Raw genomic sequence first — 22,315 nt, 5'->3', positions numbered from 1 at the left:
TGTTTGTTCCTCCTTAAAATTGTATAAGTTTTTAAAACGTAACGATTAAATTACGCTCCTTGCTCTTCCTTTTGGTCAGCAACAGCTTTAGTTGCAAGAGCGATATTGCGCATTGGCGCTTGAAGTACAGATAATAGCATAGAAAGTAAACCTTCGCGTGATGGAAGTTCAGCAAGAGCTTTCACTTCTTCAGCTGTCGCAACGTTTCCTTCAATTACACCAGCTTTAATTTCTAGTGCTTCGTGATCTTTTGCGAAATCGTTAAGGATTTTCGCTGGAGCTACAACATCCTCAGTACTCAACGCAATCGCGTTTGGACCTGTTAATGCTTCGTTTAATCCAGCTAAGTTTGCAGATTCAGCCGCACGACGTACCATTGAGTTTTTGAATACTTTAAACTCAACACCCGCTTCACGAAGTTGCTTACGTAGTTCTGTAACTTCCGCTACTGTTAAACCACGATAATCAACAACTACTGTAGAAACACTTTTCTCAAGCTTTTCTGTAATCTCACTTACTAAAACCTTCTTTTGTTCGATAGCACTGCTCATCTTTACACCTCCTATAGATTTGTTAGATGAACATTTATACCGTTCACGGACACAATAAAGCCTCCATATATACACTTCAAGGTAGACATGGAGGCAATAGACATTCAGTTCATCACTGAAAGAATATATCGCTATTACCTCGGTAGGATTATTAAGTATAGATACCCCTACTGTCTCCGGTACAAATGTTAATTTAAACAACAGAATTTATTATATTTTAAATAACTAATACTGTCAACAGCTTAATTATTTTGTTATTATTTAACAGTTACAGTAGAAGGATCAATTTTGATTCCTGGTCCCATTGTTGTTGTAATGTTCACAGATTTCATGTAAGTTCCTTTTGCTGCAGCAGGTTTCGCTTTGTCAATTGTTTCAAAAATCGTGTTGAAGTTTTCAACAAGCTTCGCATCTTCAAAAGATACTTTTCCAATTGGTACATGAATAATACCAGCTTTGTCTGCTCGGTATTCTACTTTACCTGCTTTGATTTCGTTTACTGCTTTTGTTACATCAAATGTAACAGTTCCAGTTTTAGGGTTCGGCATTAATCCTTTAGGCCCTAATACACGACCAAGCTTACCAACTTCACCCATCATATCTGGAGTAGCAACGATTACATCAAACTCAAACCAACCTTGGTTGATTTTGTTAATGAATTCTGCATCTCCAACGTAATCAGCGCCAGCAGCTTCCGCTTCTTTTGCTTTCTCACCTTTAGCAAATACTAAGACGCGTTGAGTTTTACCAGTACCATTTGGTAGTACGACAGCTCCGCGGATTTGTTGATCATTTTTACGTACATCAATTCCTAGACGGAAAGCAACTTCAACAGTAGCGTCAAATTTCACTGTACTTGTTTTCTTAGCAAGTTCGACCGCTTCTCCAATTGCATATGCACTTGTGCGATCAACTAATTTAGTAGCTTCAAGATATTTTTTACCTTTTTTAGCCATTTTATTTTCCTCCTCATATGTGGTTTTAGCGGAATAACCTCCCACGAATAAAGGTTGCGAGATATCCATATTCACAATCTCGCAACCTCGTCCAAAAACAATCAGTTAAAGGATTAGTCTTCAACAACTATTCCCATGCTACGTGCAGTACCTTCAACCATACGCATTGCAGATTCAACATTTGCAGCGTTTAGATCAGGCATTTTTGATTCAGCAATCTCACGTACTTTGTCACGTTTGATTGTTGCCACTTTTTTCGTATTTGGTTCACCAGAACCAGATTCGATTCCAGCTGCTTTTTTAAGAAGAACAGCTGCAGGTGGAGTTTTTGTGATAAATGTAAATGAACGGTCCTCAAAAACCGAAATTTCAACTGGAATAATTAAGCCAGCTTGATCTGCTGTACGAGCATTAAACTCCTTACAGAATCCCATGATATTAACACCAGCTTGACCTAATGCAGGACCAACCGGTGGAGCTGGATTTGCTTTACCAGCAGGAATTTGTAACTTAACTACTTTCACTACTTTTTTAGCCACGAGACACACCTCCTTAAGTCCGTGATGTGGTAATAGGGATTTACCCTCCCACTCAATTATAAAATGTTTAAAGCAACATAAAATATTATCTTATGTTCAGTCTCTCCTAGTGAGACATACTGACTTAAAAAATAGTATCATCTTTTTAGAATCATTTCAAGTTTTTCTTACAATTTCTCTATTTGTGTAAAATCAAGCTCTACAGGAGTTTCACGACCAAACATATTTACTAAAACTTTTACTTTTGACTTTGCAACATCCATTTCCTCAATGGCTCCTGTAAAGTTTGCAAACGGTCCTTCTTTTACTGTAACGGTTTCACCTAATTCAAAATCAACTTCCACACGTTTCTCTTCCATGCCCATCTGTTTTAAAATATTCTCTACTTCTTCAGGCAAAAGTGGGGTTGGTTTCGAACCAGAACCAGCTGACCCTACAAATCCTGTCACTCCAGGTGTGTTTCGAACAACATACCAGGAGTCATCTGTCATTACTATCTCCACAATGACATAGCCAGGGAATACTTTTTTCTTTAAAACTTTCGTCTTTCCGTTTCTAACATCTGTTTCTTCTTCTTCAGGTACAATCACACGGAAAATCTTATCTTGCATACCCATTGATTCAACACGTTTCTCAAGGTTCGCCTTTACCTTATTTTCATAACCTGAATACGTATGAACAACATACCAATTCTTTTCCATTTATAGGGACGTTTCGTCCTTCCCTCCTCATTTTCTAAATCTCTGTTTAATTCACTTTTCATACAAATGAAAAAACCCGGTAACCGGGCTTTGTAAACTAGTTCTCTTTCCTTCAACATTATACCATGCCTACATGAAGGATATACAATATTAATAGGATTTCTTTTGAAATTATAGAATTAAGTTAATTAGTTCTGAAATCCCTAAATCTACAATAGCAAAAAAGACTGCAACAAACACTACTGTTGTAATAACAGTAATTGTATAGCGAGTAAGCTCTTTTCGTCTTGGCCAGCTTACTTTTTTCATTTCTAGTGATACGTTGCGGAAAAATTTCAAAATGCTAGACATTTGCAAGCAACCTCCAAAGATAGATAAGATGTCAATCTATAATAACTACCGTGTTTCTTTGTGAACAGTATGTGCATTACATTGCTTACAATACTTCTTTACTTCTAGACGTTGTTCTTGTTTTTTGCTGACTGTGGAATAATTGCGTGTCCCACAGTGACTGCAAGCCAAAATTGTTTTATTGCTCATATCGTTCTCCTGCTATAAGGGTTAATATCTTTTTTAAAAAATAACACGCATAACCCATTCGTGTCAATGACACGGCCAACTAAAGCGTAAATTCTCTTACTTCTAAATACCGCTCTAGCTTCCTTTTAACGCGTTGCAATGCATTATCAATCGATTTCACATGACGGTCAAGTTCTTCCGATATTTCTTGATAAGACTGGCCATCTAAATATAATGCCAATACTTTTCTTTCTAAATCACTCAAAAGCTCCGCCATCTTGTCCTCCATATTATCAAACTCTTCACGATTGACAATAAGCTCTTGTGGGTCCGTTGCCTTTGTACCTGTAATCACATCCATTAATGTTCGATCAGATTCTTCATCATAAATTGGCTTATCTAGAGAAACATAAGAATTAAGGGGAATATGCTTTTGGCGTGTTGCTGTTTTTATTGCTGTAATAATTTGTCTAGTTATACATAGTTCAGCAAACGCTTTAAAAGAAGTAAGCTTGTCCTCTTTATAATCACGAATGGCTTTATATAATCCAACCATTCCCTCCTGAACAATATCTTCTTTATCGGCCCCTATTAAAAAATATGATCTAGCCTTAGCTCTCACAAAATTCCGATATTTACGAATCAAAAAATCTAATGCATCGCTGTCTCCTCGATGAACAAGTTCGATGATTTTTTCATCATCTAATAACTCCCATTCATTAAGGACATCGTTATTTCCGTTGTCATTTACAACCACACGTATCCCTCCGAACCCGCAAAACAATAGATAGAAATATTATACAGCACAATGAAAGCGACTTCAACTGCTCATCGCTCTCCTCGGCGCCATTTTTCAAAAATTTCTGCCACTTCTTCTGAAAGAGGAATTTTAGAGGCTGGACTCTTATCCCTTGTTTTCTGGACTCTCTTTTCTATTCGGTGCTGAATACTTAACGTTTCTGTTAATAGTTCTCTAGCCGATTTCCTCAATGCACCTTGACCAAAAATCGCCCATTGTTCTATATAATCCGATGTTGCAACGTATATTTGTGTTTTCAAGTTATTTAATTCAATCGCAAGCTTCTCAATTCTTTCATCAGCCGTTTCGTTTTCACGTGTAAATAACACGTCAACTTTATAGTTATTATATTTCCTTGTCGTCCCTTGAACGTAATAAGCATCAAACACTACAATCACCCTATAACCTGTATACCCTTGATACTCCGCCATATACTCAACTAAGCGGTCCCTAGCCTGGGATAAATCGTATTCTTTCATCTCCCTTAATTCTGGCCAGGCACCAATAATGTTATATCCATCCACAATGAGGATATTCTTCATCTCAACTATTCCCCTAATGGGCAGCGTTTACGATACACTTCGTACATTAACAAACTGGCCGCAACTGACGCATTTAAAGAAGTGACATGGCCACTCATTGGAAGGTGAACAAGAAAGTCACATTTATCACGAATTAATCGACCCATTCCTTTCCCTTCACTACCAATTACTAAACATAATGGCATCGTACCGTCCAAATTCCGATAATCATCGCTACCTTTAGCATCTGTCCCAACAATCCAAATTCCCCGCTCTTTAAATTCATCAATTGTTCTTGCTAAATTGGTTACTCGTGCAACAGGTACATACTCGATGGCTCCCGTAGATGCCTTGGCAACTGTAGCCGTTAAACCAACTGCACGCCTCTTCGGAATTACAATACCATGCGCACCGATTGCATCGGCTGTCCTCATAATACTACCTAGATTATGCGGATCTTCAAGCTCGTCCAAAAGAAGAAAAAAAGGCTGCTCCTGTTTCTCTTCTGCCCTTAGATAAAGTTCATCCAGCTCTGCATATTGATAAGCTGCTACTTGAGCGACCACTCCTTGATGGTTTTCTTTCACCATCGTATCCATCTTTTGTTTTGGCACGTATTGAATCAAAACGTTAGATTCTTTTGCTAGCCTTACGACTTGCTGCATTGCTCCTTTTTGAGATCCTTCTGCAATCCAGACTTTATTTACATCACGTTCTGATTTTAACGCCTCAATAACGGGGTTTTTTCCAGCAATATAATCTTTACTCATATTGCCCCTCCTTTCTTTACTCCTACGTCTTTAAGAATGTTTGTCATTAATTCTTCAATTCGATCAATTCGATTAAGTAAATATAAATAACCAATTACTGCTTCAAACGCTGAACTGTAACGGTACGTTTGAACATCTGTATTCTTTGGAATTGAGCCAGATTTTGCATTCCTTCCTCTTCGCATTACTGAAAGCTCCTCTTCCGTTAAAGCATCATTTTCTAATAACTCCTTAAGGATGGTAGCTTGGGCTTTAGCTGAGACAAACTTAGTTGCTTCGCGATGTAGTAAATTTGGCTTTACTTTTCCTCTTTCAAGAAGATAGCGGCGTACGTACATCTCATACACCGCATCTCCCATATAAGCTAAGGCAAGAGCATTCATTTGCTTTGCATTTTTGTGAGTTTCTTCAAATAACATAATTAGCCTCTTTTCCAACGTGTTCCTTGAGGTGTATCTTCTAATATAATGTTCTGATCTTTTAACTGATCTCGAATTTCATCAGCTAGTTGGAAGTCGCGGTCTTTTCGAGCTTTTAGACGTTTTTGAATAAGTTCTTCAACCTCTTCATCTAATAAGTCTTCCTCTTCAAGCGTTAATCCCAAAATAGTGAATAACACCTCAAATTCCTGCATAAAAGCATGAATGACGTTTTCAGACGTATTTTGCTCTTGTAAGTAGTAATTTGCTTGTTTTGAGAGCTCAAATAATACTGAAATAGCATTAGCTGTATTAAAATCATCATCCATGGCAGTCAAAAATTCTTCGTGTAGTTTCGCAATCACATTTTCCCACTTTTGCTCATCTTGAACTAAATTGGCACTTGAATTTTTGCGATGTTTTAAATTATCATAAGATGTTTTTAACCGTTCTAGTGCTGCTTTCGTGCTTTCAACTAAATCTATACTGTAATTAATCGGATGACGATAATGAACCGAAAGCATAAAAAATCGTAGGACCTGTGGATCTTGTTCTTTTAAAATGTCATGAACGAGAACGAAATTCCCGAGCGATTTTGACATTTTTTCATTGTCTATATTCACATAACCATTATGCATCCAATAGCGAGCGAACGTTTTTCCTGTTAAAGCTTCGGACTGAGCAATCTCATTTTCATGATGTGGAAACGCTAGGTCTTGCCCGCCGGCATGGATATCAATAGTATCACCTAAATACTTTCTAGCCATTGCAGAACATTCAATATGCCAACCCGGCCGTCCTTTTCCCCAAGGACTCTCCCAATAAATTTCCCCTTCTTTTGCCGCTTTCCAAAGGACAAAATCGAGTGCATCTTCCTTTTTCTCTCCCACGTCAATTCGTGCGCCCAATTGTAAATCGTCAATTGGCTGATGTGATAACTTTCCATATTGATCAAATTTGCGAGTTCGATAATACACGTCTCCACCCGACTCATACGCATAATCCTTTTCAATTAATGCTTGTATAAACTCAATAATAATATCCATATTTTCTGTTACTCTAGGGTGAAGGTCTGCTCGATTACAACCTAACGCCTCTGTGTCTTCAAAATAAGCGTTAATAAAGCGTTGCGCAATGGTTGGAACATCCTCACCAAGCTCATTTGCTGCTCGTATAAGTTTGTCATCAACATCTGTAAAATTAGAAATAAACTGAACTTCATATCCACGATATTCTAAATATCTACGTACCGTATCAAAAACAATAACAGGCCGCGCATTTCCAATATGAATATAGTTATATACGGTTGGACCGCATACATACATCTTTACCTTTCCCTCTTCTAACGGCTCAAACTCTTCTTTTGACCTTGTTAATGTATTAAAAACCTTAATGCTCATGTTTTAGGCCCCTTTCTTCTGTTTCAATTTGTTCTCGTAATTGATCAATTTCACGCTGCATCTCCTCACATCGATCCGCAACTGGATCCGGAAGGTCACTATGATTTAAATCCTGTTTCACTCTTACACCATCTTTTACAACTACTTTTCCTGGAATACCAACAACCGTAGAATTATTCGGCACATCTTTTAATACGACAGAACCAGCACCAATTTTCGAATTTTCTCCAACCGTAATCGAACCTAATACTTTAGCACCAGCCGCTATAAGTACATTACTTTCAAGAGTAGGATGGCGTTTTCCTTTTTCCTTTCCTGTACCACCAAGTGTTACACCTTGATAGATCGTAACATTATCTCCTATTTCACATGTTTCCCCAACCACAACACCCATCCCATGGTCAATAAAAAAACGTCGACCAATTTTTGCTCCCGGATGAATTTCAATTCCCGTAAAAAATCGACTTATTTGTGATGTAGCACGTGCTAGAAAATATAATTTCCGCTTAAATAAAGCATGCGCAATTCGATGTGACCAAACGGCATGTAAACCAGAGTAAGTAAGGATCACTTCAAAGTAACTTCGTGCTGCCGGGTCTTGATCAAAAATCACATCAATATCCTCTTTAAATATTCCTAACATGAAAATCCCCCTTTCCCATCACCTGGTTTTATATAGTAATGCGTAAGTATCATAGGAGAAGCCCCTTAAACACACCCCATAAGAACGTATACTGTTCACGCAAAAAAGCGTCTCTGCAAAAGACAGAGACGCTTTCTAAGCGCGGTTCCACTCTGTTTAGAAAATGTAAATTACATTCTCTCAACTCAAAGTCAGGGTAACGGTTCAACCGCCTTCGCTTACTTTATTCAGCAAAGGACTCCAAGGTGCATTTCAATAATCAGAACACTAACCACTTCCAGCCAAGGTGGTTTTCTCTATTAGTTTTTGATTATTTACTTCTCCTCTTCAACATTTTCACGCTATTGTATTATATATACTATATTACATTTCCTCAAAAATGTTAATTTAAAACTCCTTCAAGGCGTTTTTTCACCTTGTCTTTTCCCAATAATTGAATCGCGTAAGGTAAATCTGGACCATGCATATGTCCTGTTATCGCTACACGAATTGGCATAAAGAGCTTCTTACCTTTATGGCCGGTCTCTTTTTGGACAGCCTTCATTGCTGATTTAATTTCAGGAGCTACAAACTCATCGAGTTCTTGTATTTTTTGTAAAAATACAGAAAGAACCTCAGGGACTTGCTCCTCTGCTAAAATTTGATTTGCTTCTTCTTCGTACTGTACATTCTCTTGAAAGAATAGCTCAGAGTGTTGAACAATTTCTTCCCCATAACTCATTTTATCTTGGAAAAGAGCGATTAGCTCTTTGGCCCATGCCTTTTGCTGTTCTTCAATCGGTTCTTTAAGTAAATCAGCTTTCACTAGATGAGGAAGAGCTAAATCAACTAATTGATCTATTTCTAAGTTTTTAATGTATTGGTTGTTCATCCAAGTTAATTTTTGTTTATCAAATACAGCTGGTGAAGTTGACAGTCGTGACGGATCAAAAATGTCAATTAAGTCCTCTTTTGTGAAAATTTCTTCTTCTCCTTTTGGTGACCAGCCTAATAAGGCAATAAAATTGAATAAAGCCTCTGGTAAATAGCCAAGCTCTTCATACTGTTCAATAAATTGAATGATACTTTCATCACGTTTACTTAATTTCTTTCGGTTCTCATTAACAATAAGTGTCATATGACCAAATGTCGGTGGCTCCCAACCAAATGCTTCATAAACAACAAGTTGTTTAGGCGTATTAGATATATGATCTTCGCCTCGAAGAACATGTGAAATTCTCATTAAGTGATCATCAATAACTACCGCGAAGTTATAAGTCGGTGTACCATCTTTCTTCACAATGACATAGTCACCCATGCCAGATGATTCAAATGATACATCCTCTTTAACCATGTCATTAAAGGAATACACTACTCCAGCAGGTATCTTAATTCGAATGCTAGGTGTACGGCCCTCCTGCTTAAATCTCTTCTTGTCTTCTTCTGAAAGATGGCGACATTTCCCAGAGTAACCAAGCATTTGTCCGTTAGATGCTTGCACATCGCGCTCTGCTTCTAGTTCTTTCTCAGTACAATAGCAATGATACGCCTTACCTTCTTCTAACAGCTGATTGTAATACTTTTTATAAATATCATTACGTTCTGATTGTCGATAAGGGCCGTATTCCCCTCCCACATCAACACTCTCATCCCAGTCAATTCCTAGCCATTTTAGATAGCGAAGCTGACTCTCTTCTCCACCTTCAATGTTTCTTTTTTTATCAGTATCTTCAATACGAATAATAAACTTCCCATTGTTGTTACGTGCATATAAATAATTAAATAATGCCGTACGGGCGTTACCTATATGTAAATGTCCTGTTGGACTTGGTGCATAACGTACTCGAACCTCATTTGTCATCACTTTTCCTCCTCAAACTCCGATTAACTATTGCTCCATTTTATCACCGTTATCTCTTAGAAGAAAGCCCTTTAGTTTGTCTTCTGTAGTAAAATCGTTGCTTGAGCAGCAATACCTTCACCACGTCCAGTAAATCCTAATTTTTCAGTCGTCGTCGCCTTAACATTTACTTGTGTAGGAGAAGCTTCCAACAGGTCGGCTATTCGATTTTTCATTTTTGAAATATGTGGTGCCATTTTTGGCTTTTGAGCAATAATGGTACAATCAATATTACCTAGTTCATATCCCGCTTCTTTTACCAATTCCCAAACATGAGTCAAAAGCTTACCAGAATCCGCGTCCTTAAACGCTGCATCAGTATCTGGGAAGTGCTTTCCTATATCTCCCGCTCCAATGGCCCCTAATGCGGCATCAGCAATAACATGTAATAAGACATCTGCATCCGAGTGACCAAGAAGCCCTTTCTCATGAGGGATTTCTATTCCTCCAATGATTAATGGACGGTTTTCTACTAGTTGATGAACATCATATCCTTGACCAATACGAAACATGAATTTTTTCTCCTTTATTTTGGCATTTTCTTAGAAGATATTTCATTCCGCTTTTGAATGATTGACTCCGCGAAAAACAAATCCTCTTTTGTCGTTAGCTTAATATTATCATAATCAGATTCTACAATTGTCACTGGTTTCCCTAATCGTTCTACAAGGGAAGCGTCATCCGTTCCTAAAAATTGCTGCCTTGATGCTTCCTCATGGGCATGTTCAAGAAGAGAAAAACGAAAAGCTTGTGGTGTTTGCACTGACCACAAGCTAGATCGATCCAAAGTTTCCATCACGGTTTGCTGTTGAACCACTTTTATCGTATCTTTTACAGGTACAGCAGCAACCGCGGCTCCATTTGTTTTAGCTGCTTCCACAAGTGCATGAATAGTATTCTGGGTAACAAACGGACGAGCTCCGTCGTGTACCAGCACTATCTCAGAGTCTGAAAGTGATCGCATTCCATTAAAAACACTAAACTGACGCTCTGTCCCTCCATACACTAGCTTGCTTACCTTTTGAAGATTATATTCCGATAGAAGCTTTAGAAAAATTTCTTCTTCCTCTGAATGGATGACGACAATTGTATTTCTGCACAGGGGGTCTTGTTCAAATATCCGAAGGGTATGGACAATAATCGGAACTTCATGAAGTTCCAACAACAACTTATTGCAATGAGCGCCCATCCTCTTTCCTTTTCCCGCTGCAGGAATTATTACATCATAAGTCATCTTTTCTACTCCTTACTCTATTACAACGCTCGTTCTAATAATTTTGGTTTTGCAAAAATCATTCTTCCTGCTGATGTTTGTAAGACAGATGTAACAAGAACATCGATATGCTTACCAATGAAATTTTTTCCTTCTTCGACAACAATCATTGTCCCATCGTCTAAGTAGGCAATTCCTTGGTTATGTTCTTTACCATCTTTAATCACTTGTACCTCCATCTCCTCACCAGGTAAAACAACGGGTTTTACAGCATTAGCTAAATCATTAATATTGAGCACTTGTACATTTTGTAAATCACACACTTTATTTAAATTATAATCGTTTGTGACAACGATTCCTTGTGTTATCTTCGCTAACTTCACAAGTTTACTGTCTACTTCCCCGATGTCCTCAAAATCTCCTTCGTAAATTTGAACTTCAACAGGCAAATCTTTCTGAATTCGATTTAAAATATCTAAACCTCTTCGACCACGGTTCCTTTTTAATACATCAGAGGAATCCGCAATATGCTGTAGTTCTTCAAGTACGAACTGAGGAATAACAATAATGCCCTCTAAAAACCTTGTTTGGCAAATGTCTGCGATCCTTCCATCAATAATGACACTTGTATCAAGGATCTTGAGGGTTTTGGCAGGAAGGTCAAGATCCTCTTCAGCTGCCTTCTTTTTATTTCCTTTATTCCCTAATGTAAATAAACTAATTAATTCTTCTCGCTTTTTAAAACCAACCTGAAAGCCAATATAACCTAATAGAAGCGTTAAAAGAATAGGGACAACGGTATTCACGAAAGGAAACTCAATTCTACTAATAGGTAAGCCAGATAAAAACGCTAAAATTAAACCAAAAATCAACCCAATACTACCAAATAATATTTCAACCGCAGGGGTTTTTACAAGAGAATCCTCAAACCATTTAACAAAATTTACAACGAATTCAACAACCCAAAAAGTTAAAAGATAAAAAATAATAGCACCTAAAAAGGCCGTCATATACGGGTTATTAATAAAAGGAATGTCTTCGAAATTGACTAATTGCAACAAATTTGGAAGAAGAAAGACTCCTAGTGTTCCTCCAATAAATAGAAAGCACACTTGGACAATTCTCTTTAACATTCCCACACCTCCTTTTTCATTATTATAATCATTTTCTCAAACTCATCTAGTTTTAAACCCTATTTTTAATATTTGTCACAAAAAAGATATTTTATTGATAATTTAAAATAATCATTGAATAAAATATTACTCTTTTGTTTGTAAAATAATACCATCATCACCTGTTAGATGTCAATTTACACCTTTATAACTGACGCTCTGCAAAAGTTTGTTCTTTTATTAGCTTCAATCCTTCTTTTATTTTTCGTGCTCTTACCTCTCCAATTCCTTCAACATCATCTAAGTCGGAGACAGAAGCTTTCACGATATTAGCTAAATGAGTATAAGTCGTTACCAAATTTTCAACAATAACAAGTGGTAATCGAGGAATTTTATTTAACACCCGATAGCCTCTTGGACAAATAATATCGTCTAACGGAATGTAGCCATGAAATCCTAATAATTTTAATAGGACAGCATCATCTAATACTTCGTTATGAGCAAGCTCTTGAAATTTCTTTAACTTTTCAAACGGTTTAATCTGCTGTTCGGCTGCATAATCTCGTATAATAAGCATCGCTTCCTCATCAATATCTACTAGCAGCTCATTCATTTGTAAACGAATTAATCTCCCCTCTGTTCCTAATTCATTCAAATAGGATAGCAATTCATTCTTAATTCGAAGAACCATTTCAAAACGATGTAACACTTGAAGTAAATCACTGTATGTGACAAGTTCTTCAAACTCCAGGACGGACAAATTAGAGGTACTTTGATCAAGAACTACTTTATATTTTTCTAACGTTTGAATAGCTTGATTGGCTTTCGTTAAAATAACAGAAATATCCTTCAATGCATACCGAAAGTCACCTTGATAGACCGTGATAACATTTCTTCGTTGTGAAATTGCAACGACAAGAGCTTTTGTTTCTTTCGCGACTCGCTCTGCCGTTCGGTGGCGCATTCCGGTTTCGGAAGACGTGATACGAGGATCAGGGGCTAGTTGGGCATTCGCTAATAAAATCTTACTTCCTTTTTCATTTAGTATAATAGCACCATCCATTTTCGCTAATTCATATAAATAACTAGGGGAAAATAAAGAATTTATATGGAATCCTCCATCCACAAGGTCTTTCATTTTATCATTATATCCAAGAACAATTAACCCTCCAGTATTCGCTCTTAAAACATTATCAATTCCTTCTCGAATGGGGGTCCCTGGTGCGATAAACTTCAAAATTTCGGACATAGATTTATATTCCATAAGCCCTCTCCTCCGTGTCTTGTTATCCTCCTAATGCTGTTTTTAACGCTTCACCTACATGCGATACTCCGATAACCTCTATTCCTTCTGGTTTTTTCCATCCATCTAGATTATTAGCTGGAATAATCGCCCTTCTAAAGCCAAGTTTAGCAGCCTCGTGGACACGTTGTTCGATTCTTGAAACGCGTCGAACTTCTCCAGTTAATCCAACTTCCCCTATAATACAATCTGTTGCTTTCGTCGGTTGATCACGGAAAGAAGAGGCAATCGATATGACCATAGCTAAATCAATAGCTGGCTCATTTAACTTGACCCCACCAGCGACTTTTAAATAAGCATCTTGATTTTGTAAAAGCATCCCTACTCGCTTCTCTAACACCGCCATTAGCAAGGAAACACGATTGTGATCCATTCCTGTGGCCATTCTTCGAGGATTTCCAAAACTTGAAGGGGAAATTAATGCTTGTAGCTCAACCAAAACTGGGCGAGTTCCTTCCATCGATGCAACTACGGTAGAACCAGAAGCTCCTTGAGATCTTTCTTCTAAAAAGATTTCCGATGGGTTTTCCACTTCTTCCAACCCTGTTTCTTTCATTTCAAAAATACCCATTTCATTGGTGGAACCAAAACGATTTTTTACAGCGCGTAAAATTCTATAAGAGTGGTGGCGTTCTCCCTCAAAGTATAAGACTGTATCAACCATATGCTCTAGCATTCTAGGACCTGCAATGGACCCTTCTTTAGTAACATGCCCTACGATAAAAATTGCAATACCTTTTGTTTTTGCAATCCTCATTAATTCTGCTGTACACTCTCTAACTTGAGATACACTTCCAGGAGCAGATGTAACCTCTGGGTGGAATATTGTTTGGATTGAATCAATAATTACTAAATTTGGAGCCATTTTGTCTATTGTTCCTGAGATAAGCTCGAGACTCGTTTCGGAATATACATACAGCTCCTCCGCTTTAATATTTAATCGATCTGCCCTTAATTTAGTCTGTTTGATTGACTCTTCTCCTGAAATATATAATACCTTTTGATTTCTTTCGGCAAGCTGTGCGGAAACCTGCAATAATAAAGTGGACTTACCTATACCTGGGTCTCCACCAATTAATACTAGTGAACCAGGGACAACACCTCCACCTAGCACACGGTTTAGTTCTTTACTCCCCGTGAAAACTCTTGGTTCTTGAACAGACTCTATGGACGTAATAGGTGCTGCTTTATTCGAGGACGAAGGTGAGGAGTGTACAAAGGCTCCACGGGGCCTTTGATTCGTAACTTCCACTTCTTCAACCATCGTATTCCACTCATTACACCCAGGACACCTCCCCATCCACTTTGGTGATTCATACCCACAAGATTGACACATAAACTTTGTTTTCTTCTTTGCCATCATTTTTCCCTTCCTAATAAACAAATTACCTATTAATTTAGAGCACTACGTATTTCTTAGCCTTTTAATCCTGAACTGAAACAACTACATTTAATTAAATATATATGAAAAAGAGGTACACGATCCAATCTATTCCGTGTACCTCTCCTTGCTGCGTTATAAAGCCGAGTCAGATGTTTCTTTTATAACAACGGTAAATTCATTTTCTTGCACATCAATTTCAATATCCTGCCCTGTAAGCACTTTTCCCTTTAGTAGTTCTTCTGATAATCGATCTTCCACATGTTTTTGAATCGCTCTTCTTAACGGTCGAGCTCCATATTCAAGGTCAAAGCCTTCTTCAACAATCTTCTCTTTAGCTTTTTCAGATAAAGTTAGAGAAATGTTTTGCTCCTTTAACCTCTTTGTTAATTGATTAGCCATTAGTGATACGATATCCTTCAAATGGTCTTTTTCTAGTGAGTGGAATACAATCAATTCATCAATACGATTTAAAAATTCTGGACGGAAGGCCTTCTTTAGCTCCTCCAATACTTTACTTTTCATATCTTTATAATCTTGTGTTGTATCTTGAACATTGAAGCCTACGTATTTATTTTGTTTTAAAGTTGAAGCACCTATATTAGAGGTCATAATTAATACCGTGTTTCTAAAGTCAACTGTTCTCCCTTTTGAATCGGTTAATCGACCATCCTCTAGGACTTGTAATAGAACGTTAAATACATCAGGGTGAGCCTTCTCAACCTCATCTAGTAACACGACAGAATACGGCTTGCGACGAACTTTTTCCGTTAACTGTCCCCCTTCATCATATCCTACATACCCAGGTGGTGATCCAACTAGACGTGAAGTCGAATGTTTCTCCATATATTCTGACATGTCGATACGAATCATTGCTTCTTCATCACCAAACATCGCTTCCGCTAACGCACGAGCCAATTCAGTCTTCCCTACACCCGTTGGGCCTAGGAATATAAAAGAACCAATTGGACGTTTAGGATCCTTTAAACCCGCTCGAGCCCGTCGTACAGCTTTTGATACAGCTACCACTGCTTCATTTTGGCCAATTACACGAGAATGGAGAAGCTCTTCTAAATTAAGAAGCTTTTCAGTCTCTGTCTGAGCTAACTTTGAAACAGGTACTCCTGTCCAATTCGATACAACCGTCGCAATATCCTCTACTGTGACTTCAGTATTTTCTTGTCCCTGCTTTTGTTTCCAATTTTTCTTTGTTTCTTCTAGTTCTTCACGAAGACGTTGCTCGGTATCACGTAAACTTGCTGCTTTTTCAAATTCTTGACTTTGAACGGATGCATCTTTTTCTTTCCTGATTTCCTCCAACTTCGATTCAAGCTCTTTTAAGTTTGGAGGTGTTGTATAAGAACGTAAACGGACTTTAGAACCTGCTTCATCAATCAAGTCGATTGCTTTATCAGGAAGGAAACGATCTGAAATGTAACGATCCGAAAACTTAACCGCGGCTTCAATAGCAGCATCCGTTATGGATACTCGGTGATGTGCTTCATAGCGATCCCGAAGTCCTTTTAATATTTGAACAGACTCTTCTGTTGTTGGTTCATCTACTTGAATCGGTTGGAAACGTCTTTCTAATGCCGCATCCTTTTCAATATATTTTCGATATTCATCTAAAGTAGTAGCACCAATGCATTGCAATTCACCTCGAGCAAGCGAAGGCTTTAAAATGTTAGAAGCATCGATAGCTCCTTCCGCTCCTCCAGCACCAATCAAGGTGTGCAGTTCATCGATAAACAATATAATGTTTCCAGCTTGTCGAATTTCATCCATCACTTTCTTTAAGCGATCCTCAAATTCCCCACGATATTTAGTTCCAGCAACCACTGTTCCCATATCAAGAGTCATCACACGTTTCTCTCTTAGGATTTCCGGTACTTCATTATTGATGATTTGTTGTGCTAACCCTTCTGCAATTGCCGTTTTCCCTACCCCAGGCTCTCCAATTAAAACGGGGTTATTTTTTGTTCGTCGACTCAATACTTCAATTACTCGCTGAATTTCTTTACTTCTCCCTATCACCGGGTCAAGACTTCCTTCACGGGCAACAGCCGTTAAGTCCCTTGCTAAACTATCGAGCGTTGGTGTATTTGCATTTCCCCCTCCTGTTTGGTGACCGTTAGACTCATTACTGCCGAGAAGTTGTAGTACTTGTTGTCTCGCTTTATTTAAACTTACCCCAAGATTATTCAATACTCTCGCTGCTACTCCTTCACCTTCACGGATTAACCCTAATAAAATATGTTCCGTTCCAACGTAGGAATGGCCTAGCTTTCTCGCTTCGTCCATCGATAATTCAATCACTTTTTTTGCACGAGGAGTATAATGTATGTTTTGATTTTTTTCTTTGCCTTTACCGATTAAATTTTCTACTTCTTTTTGTATCTTTTCTGAACTTAATCCTAAGCCATTTAATGCTTTGGCAGCAATTCCTTCTCCCTCTCTAACAAGCCCTAACAAAATGTGCTCGGTTCCAATATTACTATGAGATAATCGAATTGCCTCTTCCTGTGCTAAAGCAAGTACTTTCTGCGCTCTTTCTGTAAATCTTCCAAACATCATTTAGACCATCCTCCAATCAATTATCTTTTTCTAACTGTAAACGTTCCCGAATCAATGTCGCCCGTCTTATATCCCTTTCTTCCGTACTTAAAGGGCCTCCTGCATATTGCTGTAAAAAACCTGGTTGAGTTAAAATCATTAACTCATTCAAAATATTTCTGGATATATTTGAAATATAGCCTAAATCAATCCCTAGTCTAACATCGGATAAACATTGAGCAGCTTCTTTAGTATGAATAATTCGGCTATTCGTTAACACACCATACGAACGATATACTCTGTCTTCTAATTGTATGTCTGAAGTCTTAACTAATGCTTCACGGGCAGATTGCTCTTGAGAAATGATTTGTTTCACTACTCCTAGAAGATCTTCAATAATCTCTTCTTCTGATTTACCTAGCGTCATTTGGTTAGATATTTGAAAAATATTCCCTAACGCCTCGCTCCCCTCGCCGTAAATCCCTCTCACCACTAATCCTAGTTGGTTAATAGCTGGAACCAATCGATTCATCTGTTGTGTAAGGTAGAGACCTGGTAAATGCATCATTACGGACGCTCTTAAGCCAGTTCCAACATTCGTCGGACAACTTGTTAAGTATCCCTTCTCTTCATCATATGCAAAATCCAACCTTGCTTCCATCCAATCATCTATCTCATTGGCTTTATGTAGAGCTTCCTTCAACTGAAGTCCGGGGAATAGACACTGAATTCGAAGATGATCTTCCTCATTAATCATGATACTAACATCTTCTTGTTCAGTTAATATTACTGCACCAAAACGAGAATGTTCAGCAAGCTGGGGACTAATTAAGTGTTTTTCAACTAACACCTTTTTTTGTAATGGCTGAAGTTCGTTAATTTTAAATAATTCCACTTCATGATGACTGTTACTATTCATCTCTTCCACCATGTCCACAATTGCCTTTGCATCTTGAGAACTATAAAGTGTAGGAAAGCGATAGGAGGTGACATTACGAGCAAGTCGGATACGCGTGCTTAAAACAATATCCGAAGAAGGTCCTTCTGAACTCATCCAAGAGCTTACAGCTTTACTCATAAATTGCTCTAATGACATTAGGCATCCCCCCTCTTTTGAATTTGCGTTTTTTCAAGGGAACGAATTTCATCGCGGAGCTCTGCTGCTTTTTCAAATTCCTCATTAGCAATATGCTCTTGAAGCGTTTGACGTAATTGATTCACTTTTTTCTTTAAGTGAATTGCACCACCCTGGCGTTTTGGAACCTTTCCGTTATGAGTCAGATTTCCACTATGCAGCCTCTTTAAAATTGGCACTAACTTTTCACTAAATGTTTGATAGCAATGGTGACAGCCAAATTTACCTACTTTTACAAATTGTTCATACGTCATATGACAGTTTTCACATTGAACTGTACGGGGATCCACTGATTGGTTATGTTTTGGGAAAGTGGTCATATTCAGTAAACCGGAAACTAAATTATTGACAGAGAACATATCTCCTTCATTAAAAAACAAAGATTCCTGTTTCTCTTGAGCACACTTTTGACATAAGTGAATTTCATTTTTTTCCCCGTTAATCACTTTTGTAAAATGAAGCGTTGCAGGCTTTTCTCCACACTCCTGACAAATCATGTGCTTCCCTCTCTTTCTTAATTATTTGTATTTTAACGTCATTAACATACTTTTTAACATCCGTGCTCTTAGTTCATCACGAACAGGAAGATCTATATATATAACGGAACGATCCATCACACTAAGCATTATTTTAGCTTCTCGCTCTGAAATAGCTCCTTCTTCAATTAAGCGAACAATTACATTTTCTGAGCTTGCTTGAGAAACCGTATTTCCAAGCATTGAAAGAATTTGGTCAATAAGGTGTGCTTTATCATGTGTTTGCACCTTTGCAATTCGAATAAAACCACCACCACCTCGTTTACTTTCGACTAAATAGCCCCTCTCTATTGTAAATCGAGTATTTATCACATAATTGATTTGAGAAGGAACACATTGAAATTTATGCGCTATCTCACTTCGTTTTATCTCTACGATATCCGACTCACTCTTTTGAAGAACCTGCTTTAAATAGTGTTCAATTATATCTGATATATTTCTCAACAAACCTCCTCCTTTTCTGACTTTGACTATATTTGACTTTAATTATACTACACATTCCTTTTCCGTGACAAATAGTTCACTTCACAACAATTGAGGATATGTATAATTCGTTGATGTCACCATTATCTTTAACGCCTATGACTGTTTTTAAACCTTTCTTTATTGTGAAGCAGAGAGTAGCTCGAAGCTTTATTTTCCCTATCTTTCTTGGGCTCAATTTAAATTCATAACAAACATCCGTTCTACAACGAATGAACAATGATTTCTTTCGATATTCAATTCCGTTAAACTATAGTATTTATTTGGACCTAAACAAAAAAGCGCGTTTTTATTACTGCGCTCTTTCTAAGTTATATTATTATAGTTCTGGTTAGCCTGATTATCATTATACGTTTCAGATAGCATAATATTTGAATTTAAAAAATCTAAATTTTCCATGAGAGCCTCTAATCCGTATTTCTCAAGCTTACATATGGATGTATAAATAAAGAGGAGCTTTGGCAACCTTTATTATTTTTCTATTTTTTCTATTCATTTGATGAATTAATTGGGATTAGGTCAATATAAAGAAACCGGTCCTTTTGAGTAAAATAGTCAGGTGTTACTTTCTGTTCACCTAATTTATATTTTATTGGGAATTTAAAGTTAGGGCCGTCAAATACAAAAGAGTGGAATTCTCCATTCTCTCCACAAATATCATGCTTTTCTTTAGGGTAATCCTCTATAAACTCCCAGTCATATACTCTGCCTGAGAAGCTCCTATCTAATTTATCCAAATCGATACACGTCAGTACAGTTTTAAACTTACGATTAATAAATTCATGACTCAATTCCTCTACTGGTTTACCCCAAAGAGGGAAGAGTGTGGAAATTCCCGTTTTTAACAGCATATTTTCTCTATACTCCCGAACATCCTGTAGGTGAATATCCCCAAATGCAATATGAGTTACCTTGTCATCCTTCATTTTAGTAACAGCATTTCCCATTAATTCTTGATACTTTTCATCAGAGCAGTCCTGTGGTAGCCAGACTTCTCGTAATGGAATTCCTAAAGACTCAGACTGCAGCTTTAGTAATTCATAACGGACTCCATGAATAGATACGCGATTTACTCCTTCTGTAAGCGTCACTAGCAATGAATCAATCTCGTATTTAGGATTATTTTGTATTTTATATAATGCAAGAGTGGAATCCTTTCCACCGCTAAATCCAACTACAACCTTCATCTGGACCTCCAAAAATTTTATTAATATTATTTGCAAATATACTTGAACCAAGCAAACTTAAACGTGTTTAGGAAACAAAAAAAAACGACCCTCTAAATTCATTCATACGTATAATTCTTATGATCCTTTCATAGGGTATATACTTTTCTGCCAGTATTCTTCAAAATGGATAGATTCTTTCTCTATACTACACTTGGTTTTCGATACTCTAACTCCACAATAAAACCAATCTATTTATTTGATGCTCAAATCCTTTTACTTAATTAGGAGCTTAGTTATTATTTATTTTTTGAACTATTTTTTCTACTCTAAATAACAAAAAAGATTTAATAAATGCTGCCGTTGCGTATAATGAAAAAATATAAAATAGAAACCAAATATGTTGATAATTCGGCCCATTTTCTATTGGCCCTACTTTAGGTTTGTAGCCATTATATACGACAATACACCCAGAAAGCAGAAAAACAATTCCTATAATAAGATATATATATTTCCCCACTTTTTCTCCCTTGGGAGTATATTAAAATTTTTTTTACGTCCGCTAAGAGTTTAATAAATTTCTTCCAAATAAATAACAAAAATATATGAGATAAGTTCAATTACACTCTTTATTTGGAGAACTAGGAAGGATTAAACTACTTAATAACGAAACAGTAATTGCTTATTATAGCTAATTTTATTTTCCTTATTACATTACTTATTCCACAAACTCTTTTCTCTAACTTATTATTAATTATTTCAAATTTCCAATAAACCCACAAGGAGATATTACGTAGTGAGTCTATTAAAATGGATAGGTATTTTTTTCTTTTATTGGGTTGTGGTAGGAACTATAGCAAATATCATGTTTGCACCATTTGTTTATTCTTTAACCGGTATATCTCATTCAGATGGTTTGACTCGTATTAAAATATAACATTTGAAAGGGAAAATGATGATGTTGGAATTAATTGTACCTATTACTTATATAACACTTACTAATTGTAGTCTTTATCATACAAAACAAACCAAAGAGAAATAAGCAATATTATAAGAATATAAAGCCACAGAAGAAAAATAAGAGAAAAGGAAATATAATTCGAATAAGCATTCAGGTAGTCCGTTGGCAATGGTAAGCCTAATCTTTAATTGTTTAGGTATTGTTAGTTTATTCTTTTAATTAATTTTCGTAGTCAAAAGTAGTGGAAGCCTTATAATTAAGGATTTTCACTACTTATGCAAAATATTAATATTAAAATTTTTACAGAGCATTTCATTTAGCATGTCTTTCTCCCACCTAGCACCCATTAGCATGTTTACTCAAGAACTTTAACACCTTTAGGACTTAAAATAATGCCTTCTATTTTTGTTCTCAGCAAATATTTCTCCGGTGGTTGCACAAGCTTCATAAGATTGATATTTTCTGAGAGTGATATGTTCACTCTCTACAAAGATTTCCATCATGTCTTCTTCGTTAATGTCTAATGATTTTCTTCTTTCCTTTGGAATAACGATGCCCCATGACCATTAAAGAACACATCAATTACCATTTAGACAAAAAAAGATATCCCTTCATATTTAAACTGTAAAAAAGATAAAAAAAACAGCCCACAATGAGCTGTTTTTAAATGTGCATGGCGACGTCCTACTCTCACAGGGGGAAGCCCCCAACTACCATCGGCGCTAAAGAGCTTAACTTCCGTGTTCGGTATGGGAACGGGTGTGACCTCTTTGCT

At 37.0% G+C, this 22,315-nt stretch carries 26 protein-coding genes, 1 rRNA gene and 2 other annotated features; of the genes, 1 reads left to right on the top strand and 26 read right to left on the bottom strand.

The window, feature by feature from the left end; genetic code table 11:
• Positions 1-50: 50 nt before the first annotated feature.
• The 24 genes from rplJ to WAK64_RS19100 all read right to left on the bottom strand — a co-directional run bounded on the left by rplJ (position 51) and on the right by WAK64_RS19100 (position 21,099).
• Positions 51-551: a 50S ribosomal protein L10 gene (gene rplJ / locus WAK64_RS19215; RefSeq protein WP_336588626.1), complete on the bottom strand. Its 501-nt coding sequence runs from the start codon at positions 549-551 to the stop codon at positions 51-53.
• A 44-nt stretch (positions 552-595) separates the two neighbouring features.
• Positions 596-749, bottom strand: a sequence feature (ribosomal protein L10 leader region).
• A 59-nt stretch (positions 750-808) separates the two neighbouring features.
• Positions 809-1,507 (bottom strand): 50S ribosomal protein L1, encoded by a 699-nt coding sequence (gene rplA / locus WAK64_RS19210; RefSeq protein WP_336588625.1) that lies wholly within the window; start codon positions 1,505-1,507, stop codon positions 809-811.
• A gap of 113 nt (positions 1,508-1,620) precedes the next feature.
• On the bottom strand, positions 1,621-2,046 hold the full coding sequence (gene rplK, locus WAK64_RS19205) for a 50S ribosomal protein L11 (protein ID WP_336588624.1): 426 nt from the start codon (positions 2,044-2,046) through the stop codon (positions 1,621-1,623).
• Positions 2,047-2,213: 167 nt separating this feature from the next.
• Complete coding sequence (gene nusG, locus WAK64_RS19200) at positions 2,214-2,747, bottom strand: transcription termination/antitermination protein NusG (protein WP_336588623.1); 534 nt, start codon at positions 2,745-2,747, stop codon at positions 2,214-2,216.
• Between the two features lie 171 nt (positions 2,748-2,918).
• Positions 2,919-3,098 carry a preprotein translocase subunit SecE gene (secE, locus tag WAK64_RS19195; protein ID WP_336588622.1) on the bottom strand — a complete coding sequence of 60 codons (180 nt, stop codon included), beginning with the start codon at positions 3,096-3,098 and terminating at the stop codon, positions 2,919-2,921.
• Between the two features lie 45 nt (positions 3,099-3,143).
• Positions 3,144-3,287: a 50S ribosomal protein L33 gene (gene rpmG, locus WAK64_RS19190; protein WP_336588621.1), complete on the bottom strand. Its 144-nt coding sequence runs from the start codon at positions 3,285-3,287 to the stop codon at positions 3,144-3,146.
• A gap of 79 nt (positions 3,288-3,366) precedes the next feature.
• A complete protein-coding gene (gene sigH, locus WAK64_RS19185) occupies positions 3,367-4,023 on the bottom strand; it encodes an RNA polymerase sporulation sigma factor SigH (RefSeq protein ID WP_336588620.1) in 657 nt (218 codons plus the stop codon).
• A gap of 71 nt (positions 4,024-4,094) precedes the next feature.
• Positions 4,095-4,607 (bottom strand): NYN domain-containing protein, encoded by a 513-nt coding sequence (locus WAK64_RS19180; protein ID WP_336588619.1) that lies wholly within the window; start codon positions 4,605-4,607, stop codon positions 4,095-4,097.
• Positions 4,608-4,612: 5 nt separating this feature from the next.
• A complete protein-coding gene (gene rlmB / locus WAK64_RS19175; protein ID WP_336588618.1) occupies positions 4,613-5,356 on the bottom strand; it encodes a 23S rRNA (guanosine(2251)-2'-O)-methyltransferase RlmB in 744 nt (247 codons plus the stop codon).
• A complete protein-coding gene (locus tag WAK64_RS19170; protein WP_336588617.1) occupies positions 5,353-5,775 on the bottom strand; it encodes a Mini-ribonuclease 3 in 423 nt (140 codons plus the stop codon). Before WAK64_RS19170 ends, rlmB begins: the two co-directional genes overlap by 4 nt.
• Before the next feature lie 2 nt (positions 5,776-5,777).
• Positions 5,778-7,175 (bottom strand): cysteine--tRNA ligase, encoded by a 1,398-nt coding sequence (gene cysS, locus WAK64_RS19165; RefSeq protein ID WP_336588616.1) that lies wholly within the window; start codon positions 7,173-7,175, stop codon positions 5,778-5,780.
• The gene (gene cysE / locus WAK64_RS19160) at positions 7,165-7,818 is read right to left on the bottom strand and encodes a serine O-acetyltransferase (protein ID WP_336588615.1); all 654 of its coding nucleotides are present in this window, start codon (positions 7,816-7,818) and stop codon (positions 7,165-7,167) included. Before cysE ends, cysS begins: the two co-directional genes overlap by 11 nt.
• 121 nt (positions 7,819-7,939) lie before the next feature.
• Positions 7,940-8,158, bottom strand: a binding site (T-box leader).
• A 42-nt stretch (positions 8,159-8,200) separates the two neighbouring features.
• On the bottom strand, positions 8,201-9,658 hold the full coding sequence (gltX, locus tag WAK64_RS19155; protein ID WP_336588614.1) for a glutamate--tRNA ligase: 1,458 nt from the start codon (positions 9,656-9,658) through the stop codon (positions 8,201-8,203).
• 71 nt (positions 9,659-9,729) lie between these two features.
• On the bottom strand, positions 9,730-10,209 hold the full coding sequence (gene ispF / locus WAK64_RS19150) for a 2-C-methyl-D-erythritol 2,4-cyclodiphosphate synthase (protein ID WP_336588613.1): 480 nt from the start codon (positions 10,207-10,209) through the stop codon (positions 9,730-9,732).
• Between the two features lie 14 nt (positions 10,210-10,223).
• The gene (gene ispD, locus WAK64_RS19145; RefSeq protein ID WP_336588612.1) at positions 10,224-10,931 is read right to left on the bottom strand and encodes a 2-C-methyl-D-erythritol 4-phosphate cytidylyltransferase; all 708 of its coding nucleotides are present in this window, start codon (positions 10,929-10,931) and stop codon (positions 10,224-10,226) included.
• 20 nt (positions 10,932-10,951) lie between these two features.
• On the bottom strand, positions 10,952-12,043 hold the full coding sequence (locus WAK64_RS19140) for a PIN/TRAM domain-containing protein (protein WP_336588611.1): 1,092 nt from the start codon (positions 12,041-12,043) through the stop codon (positions 10,952-10,954).
• Between the two features lie 184 nt (positions 12,044-12,227).
• A complete protein-coding gene (gene disA / locus WAK64_RS19135; protein ID WP_336588610.1) occupies positions 12,228-13,286 on the bottom strand; it encodes a DNA integrity scanning diadenylate cyclase DisA in 1,059 nt (352 codons plus the stop codon).
• 22 nt (positions 13,287-13,308) lie between these two features.
• A complete protein-coding gene (gene radA, locus WAK64_RS19130) occupies positions 13,309-14,685 on the bottom strand; it encodes a DNA repair protein RadA (RefSeq protein ID WP_336588675.1) in 1,377 nt (458 codons plus the stop codon).
• Between the two features lie 156 nt (positions 14,686-14,841).
• Positions 14,842-17,280 (bottom strand): ATP-dependent protease ATP-binding subunit ClpC, encoded by a 2,439-nt coding sequence (gene clpC, locus WAK64_RS19125; RefSeq protein WP_336588609.1) that lies wholly within the window; start codon positions 17,278-17,280, stop codon positions 14,842-14,844.
• 16 nt (positions 17,281-17,296) lie between these two features.
• Positions 17,297-18,355 (bottom strand): protein-arginine kinase McsB, encoded by a 1,059-nt coding sequence (locus tag WAK64_RS19120; protein ID WP_336588608.1) that lies wholly within the window; start codon positions 18,353-18,355, stop codon positions 17,297-17,299.
• Positions 18,355-18,891 carry a protein-arginine kinase activator protein McsA gene (locus WAK64_RS19115; RefSeq protein ID WP_336588607.1) on the bottom strand — a complete coding sequence of 179 codons (537 nt, stop codon included), beginning with the start codon at positions 18,889-18,891 and terminating at the stop codon, positions 18,355-18,357. Before WAK64_RS19115 ends, WAK64_RS19120 begins: the two co-directional genes overlap by 1 nt.
• A 21-nt stretch (positions 18,892-18,912) precedes the next feature.
• A complete protein-coding gene (locus WAK64_RS19110; protein ID WP_336588606.1) occupies positions 18,913-19,374 on the bottom strand; it encodes a CtsR family transcriptional regulator in 462 nt (153 codons plus the stop codon).
• A gap of 527 nt (positions 19,375-19,901) precedes the next feature.
• Positions 19,902-20,600 (bottom strand): Dph6-related ATP pyrophosphatase, encoded by a 699-nt coding sequence (locus WAK64_RS19105; RefSeq protein WP_336588605.1) that lies wholly within the window; start codon positions 20,598-20,600, stop codon positions 19,902-19,904.
• 271 nt (positions 20,601-20,871) lie between these two features.
• Positions 20,872-21,099, bottom strand: coding sequence for a hypothetical protein (locus WAK64_RS19100; protein ID WP_336588604.1), 228 nt, complete (start codon positions 21,097-21,099; stop codon positions 20,872-20,874).
• A 276-nt stretch (positions 21,100-21,375) separates the two neighbouring features.
• On the opposite strand from WAK64_RS19100, the gene WAK64_RS19095 reads away from it, so the two are divergent.
• Positions 21,376-21,516: a hypothetical protein gene (locus WAK64_RS19095; RefSeq protein WP_336588603.1), complete on the top strand. Its 141-nt coding sequence runs from the start codon at positions 21,376-21,378 to the stop codon at positions 21,514-21,516.
• Between the two features lie 401 nt (positions 21,517-21,917).
• Here the strand turns inward: WAK64_RS19095 and WAK64_RS19090 are convergent, their stop codons facing one another.
• Positions 21,918-22,058: a hypothetical protein gene (locus WAK64_RS19090; protein ID WP_336588674.1), complete on the bottom strand. Its 141-nt coding sequence runs from the start codon at positions 22,056-22,058 to the stop codon at positions 21,918-21,920.
• A gap of 153 nt (positions 22,059-22,211) precedes the next feature.
• A 5S ribosomal RNA gene (gene rrf / locus WAK64_RS19085) occupies positions 22,212-22,315 on the bottom strand; the annotation flags it as partial.

It is taken from the genome of Bacillus spongiae, from assembly GCF_037120725.1.
GTDB lineage: Bacteria > Bacillota > Bacilli > Bacillales > Bacillaceae_K > Bacillus_CI > Bacillus_CI spongiae.
The sequence above is the reverse complement of the archived record's forward strand: the minus strand, read 5'-3'. Positions and strand labels throughout refer to the sequence as shown.

Excerpts from the sequence above, each read along its gene's own strand:
- rplJ (WP_336588626.1), bottom strand. The coding sequence starts at position 551 with ATGAGCAGTGCTATCGAACAAAAGAAGGTTTTAGTAAGTGAGATTACA.
- rplA (WP_336588625.1), bottom strand. The coding sequence starts at position 1,507 with ATGGCTAAAAAAGGTAAAAAATATCTTGAAGCTACTAAATTAGTTGAT.
- nusG (WP_336588623.1), bottom strand. The coding sequence starts at position 2,747 with ATGGAAAAGAATTGGTATGTTGTTCATACGTATTCAGGTTATGAAAAT.
- secE (WP_336588622.1), bottom strand. The coding sequence starts at position 3,098 with ATGTCTAGCATTTTGAAATTTTTCCGCAACGTATCACTAGAAATGAAA.
- rpmG (WP_336588621.1), bottom strand. The coding sequence starts at position 3,287 with ATGAGCAATAAAACAATTTTGGCTTGCAGTCACTGTGGGACACGCAAT.
- WAK64_RS19180 (WP_336588619.1), bottom strand. The coding sequence starts at position 4,607 with ATGAAGAATATCCTCATTGTGGATGGATATAACATTATTGGTGCCTGG.
- rlmB (WP_336588618.1), bottom strand. The coding sequence starts at position 5,356 with ATGAGTAAAGATTATATTGCTGGAAAAAACCCCGTTATTGAGGCGTTA.
- WAK64_RS19170 (WP_336588617.1), bottom strand. The coding sequence starts at position 5,775 with ATGTTATTTGAAGAAACTCACAAAAATGCAAAGCAAATGAATGCTCTT.
- cysS (WP_336588616.1), bottom strand. The coding sequence starts at position 7,175 with ATGAGCATTAAGGTTTTTAATACATTAACAAGGTCAAAAGAAGAGTTT.
- cysE (WP_336588615.1), bottom strand. The coding sequence starts at position 7,818 with ATGTTAGGAATATTTAAAGAGGATATTGATGTGATTTTTGATCAAGAC.
- gltX (WP_336588614.1), bottom strand. The coding sequence starts at position 9,658 with ATGACAAATGAGGTTCGAGTACGTTATGCACCAAGTCCAACAGGACAT.
- ispF (WP_336588613.1), bottom strand. The coding sequence starts at position 10,209 with ATGTTTCGTATTGGTCAAGGATATGATGTTCATCAACTAGTAGAAAAC.
- ispD (WP_336588612.1), bottom strand. The coding sequence starts at position 10,931 with ATGACTTATGATGTAATAATTCCTGCAGCGGGAAAAGGAAAGAGGATG.
- WAK64_RS19140 (WP_336588611.1), bottom strand. The coding sequence starts at position 12,043 with ATGTTAAAGAGAATTGTCCAAGTGTGCTTTCTATTTATTGGAGGAACA.
- disA (WP_336588610.1), bottom strand. The coding sequence starts at position 13,286 with ATGGAATATAAATCTATGTCCGAAATTTTGAAGTTTATCGCACCAGGG.
- radA (WP_336588675.1), bottom strand. The coding sequence starts at position 14,685 with ATGGCAAAGAAGAAAACAAAGTTTATGTGTCAATCTTGTGGGTATGAA.
- clpC (WP_336588609.1), bottom strand. The coding sequence starts at position 17,280 with ATGATGTTTGGAAGATTTACAGAAAGAGCGCAGAAAGTACTTGCTTTA.
- WAK64_RS19120 (WP_336588608.1), bottom strand. The coding sequence starts at position 18,355 with ATGTCATTAGAGCAATTTATGAGTAAAGCTGTAAGCTCTTGGATGAGT.
- WAK64_RS19115 (WP_336588607.1), bottom strand. The coding sequence starts at position 18,891 with ATGATTTGTCAGGAGTGTGGAGAAAAGCCTGCAACGCTTCATTTTACA.
- WAK64_RS19105 (WP_336588605.1), bottom strand. The coding sequence starts at position 20,600 with ATGAAGGTTGTAGTTGGATTTAGCGGTGGAAAGGATTCCACTCTTGCA.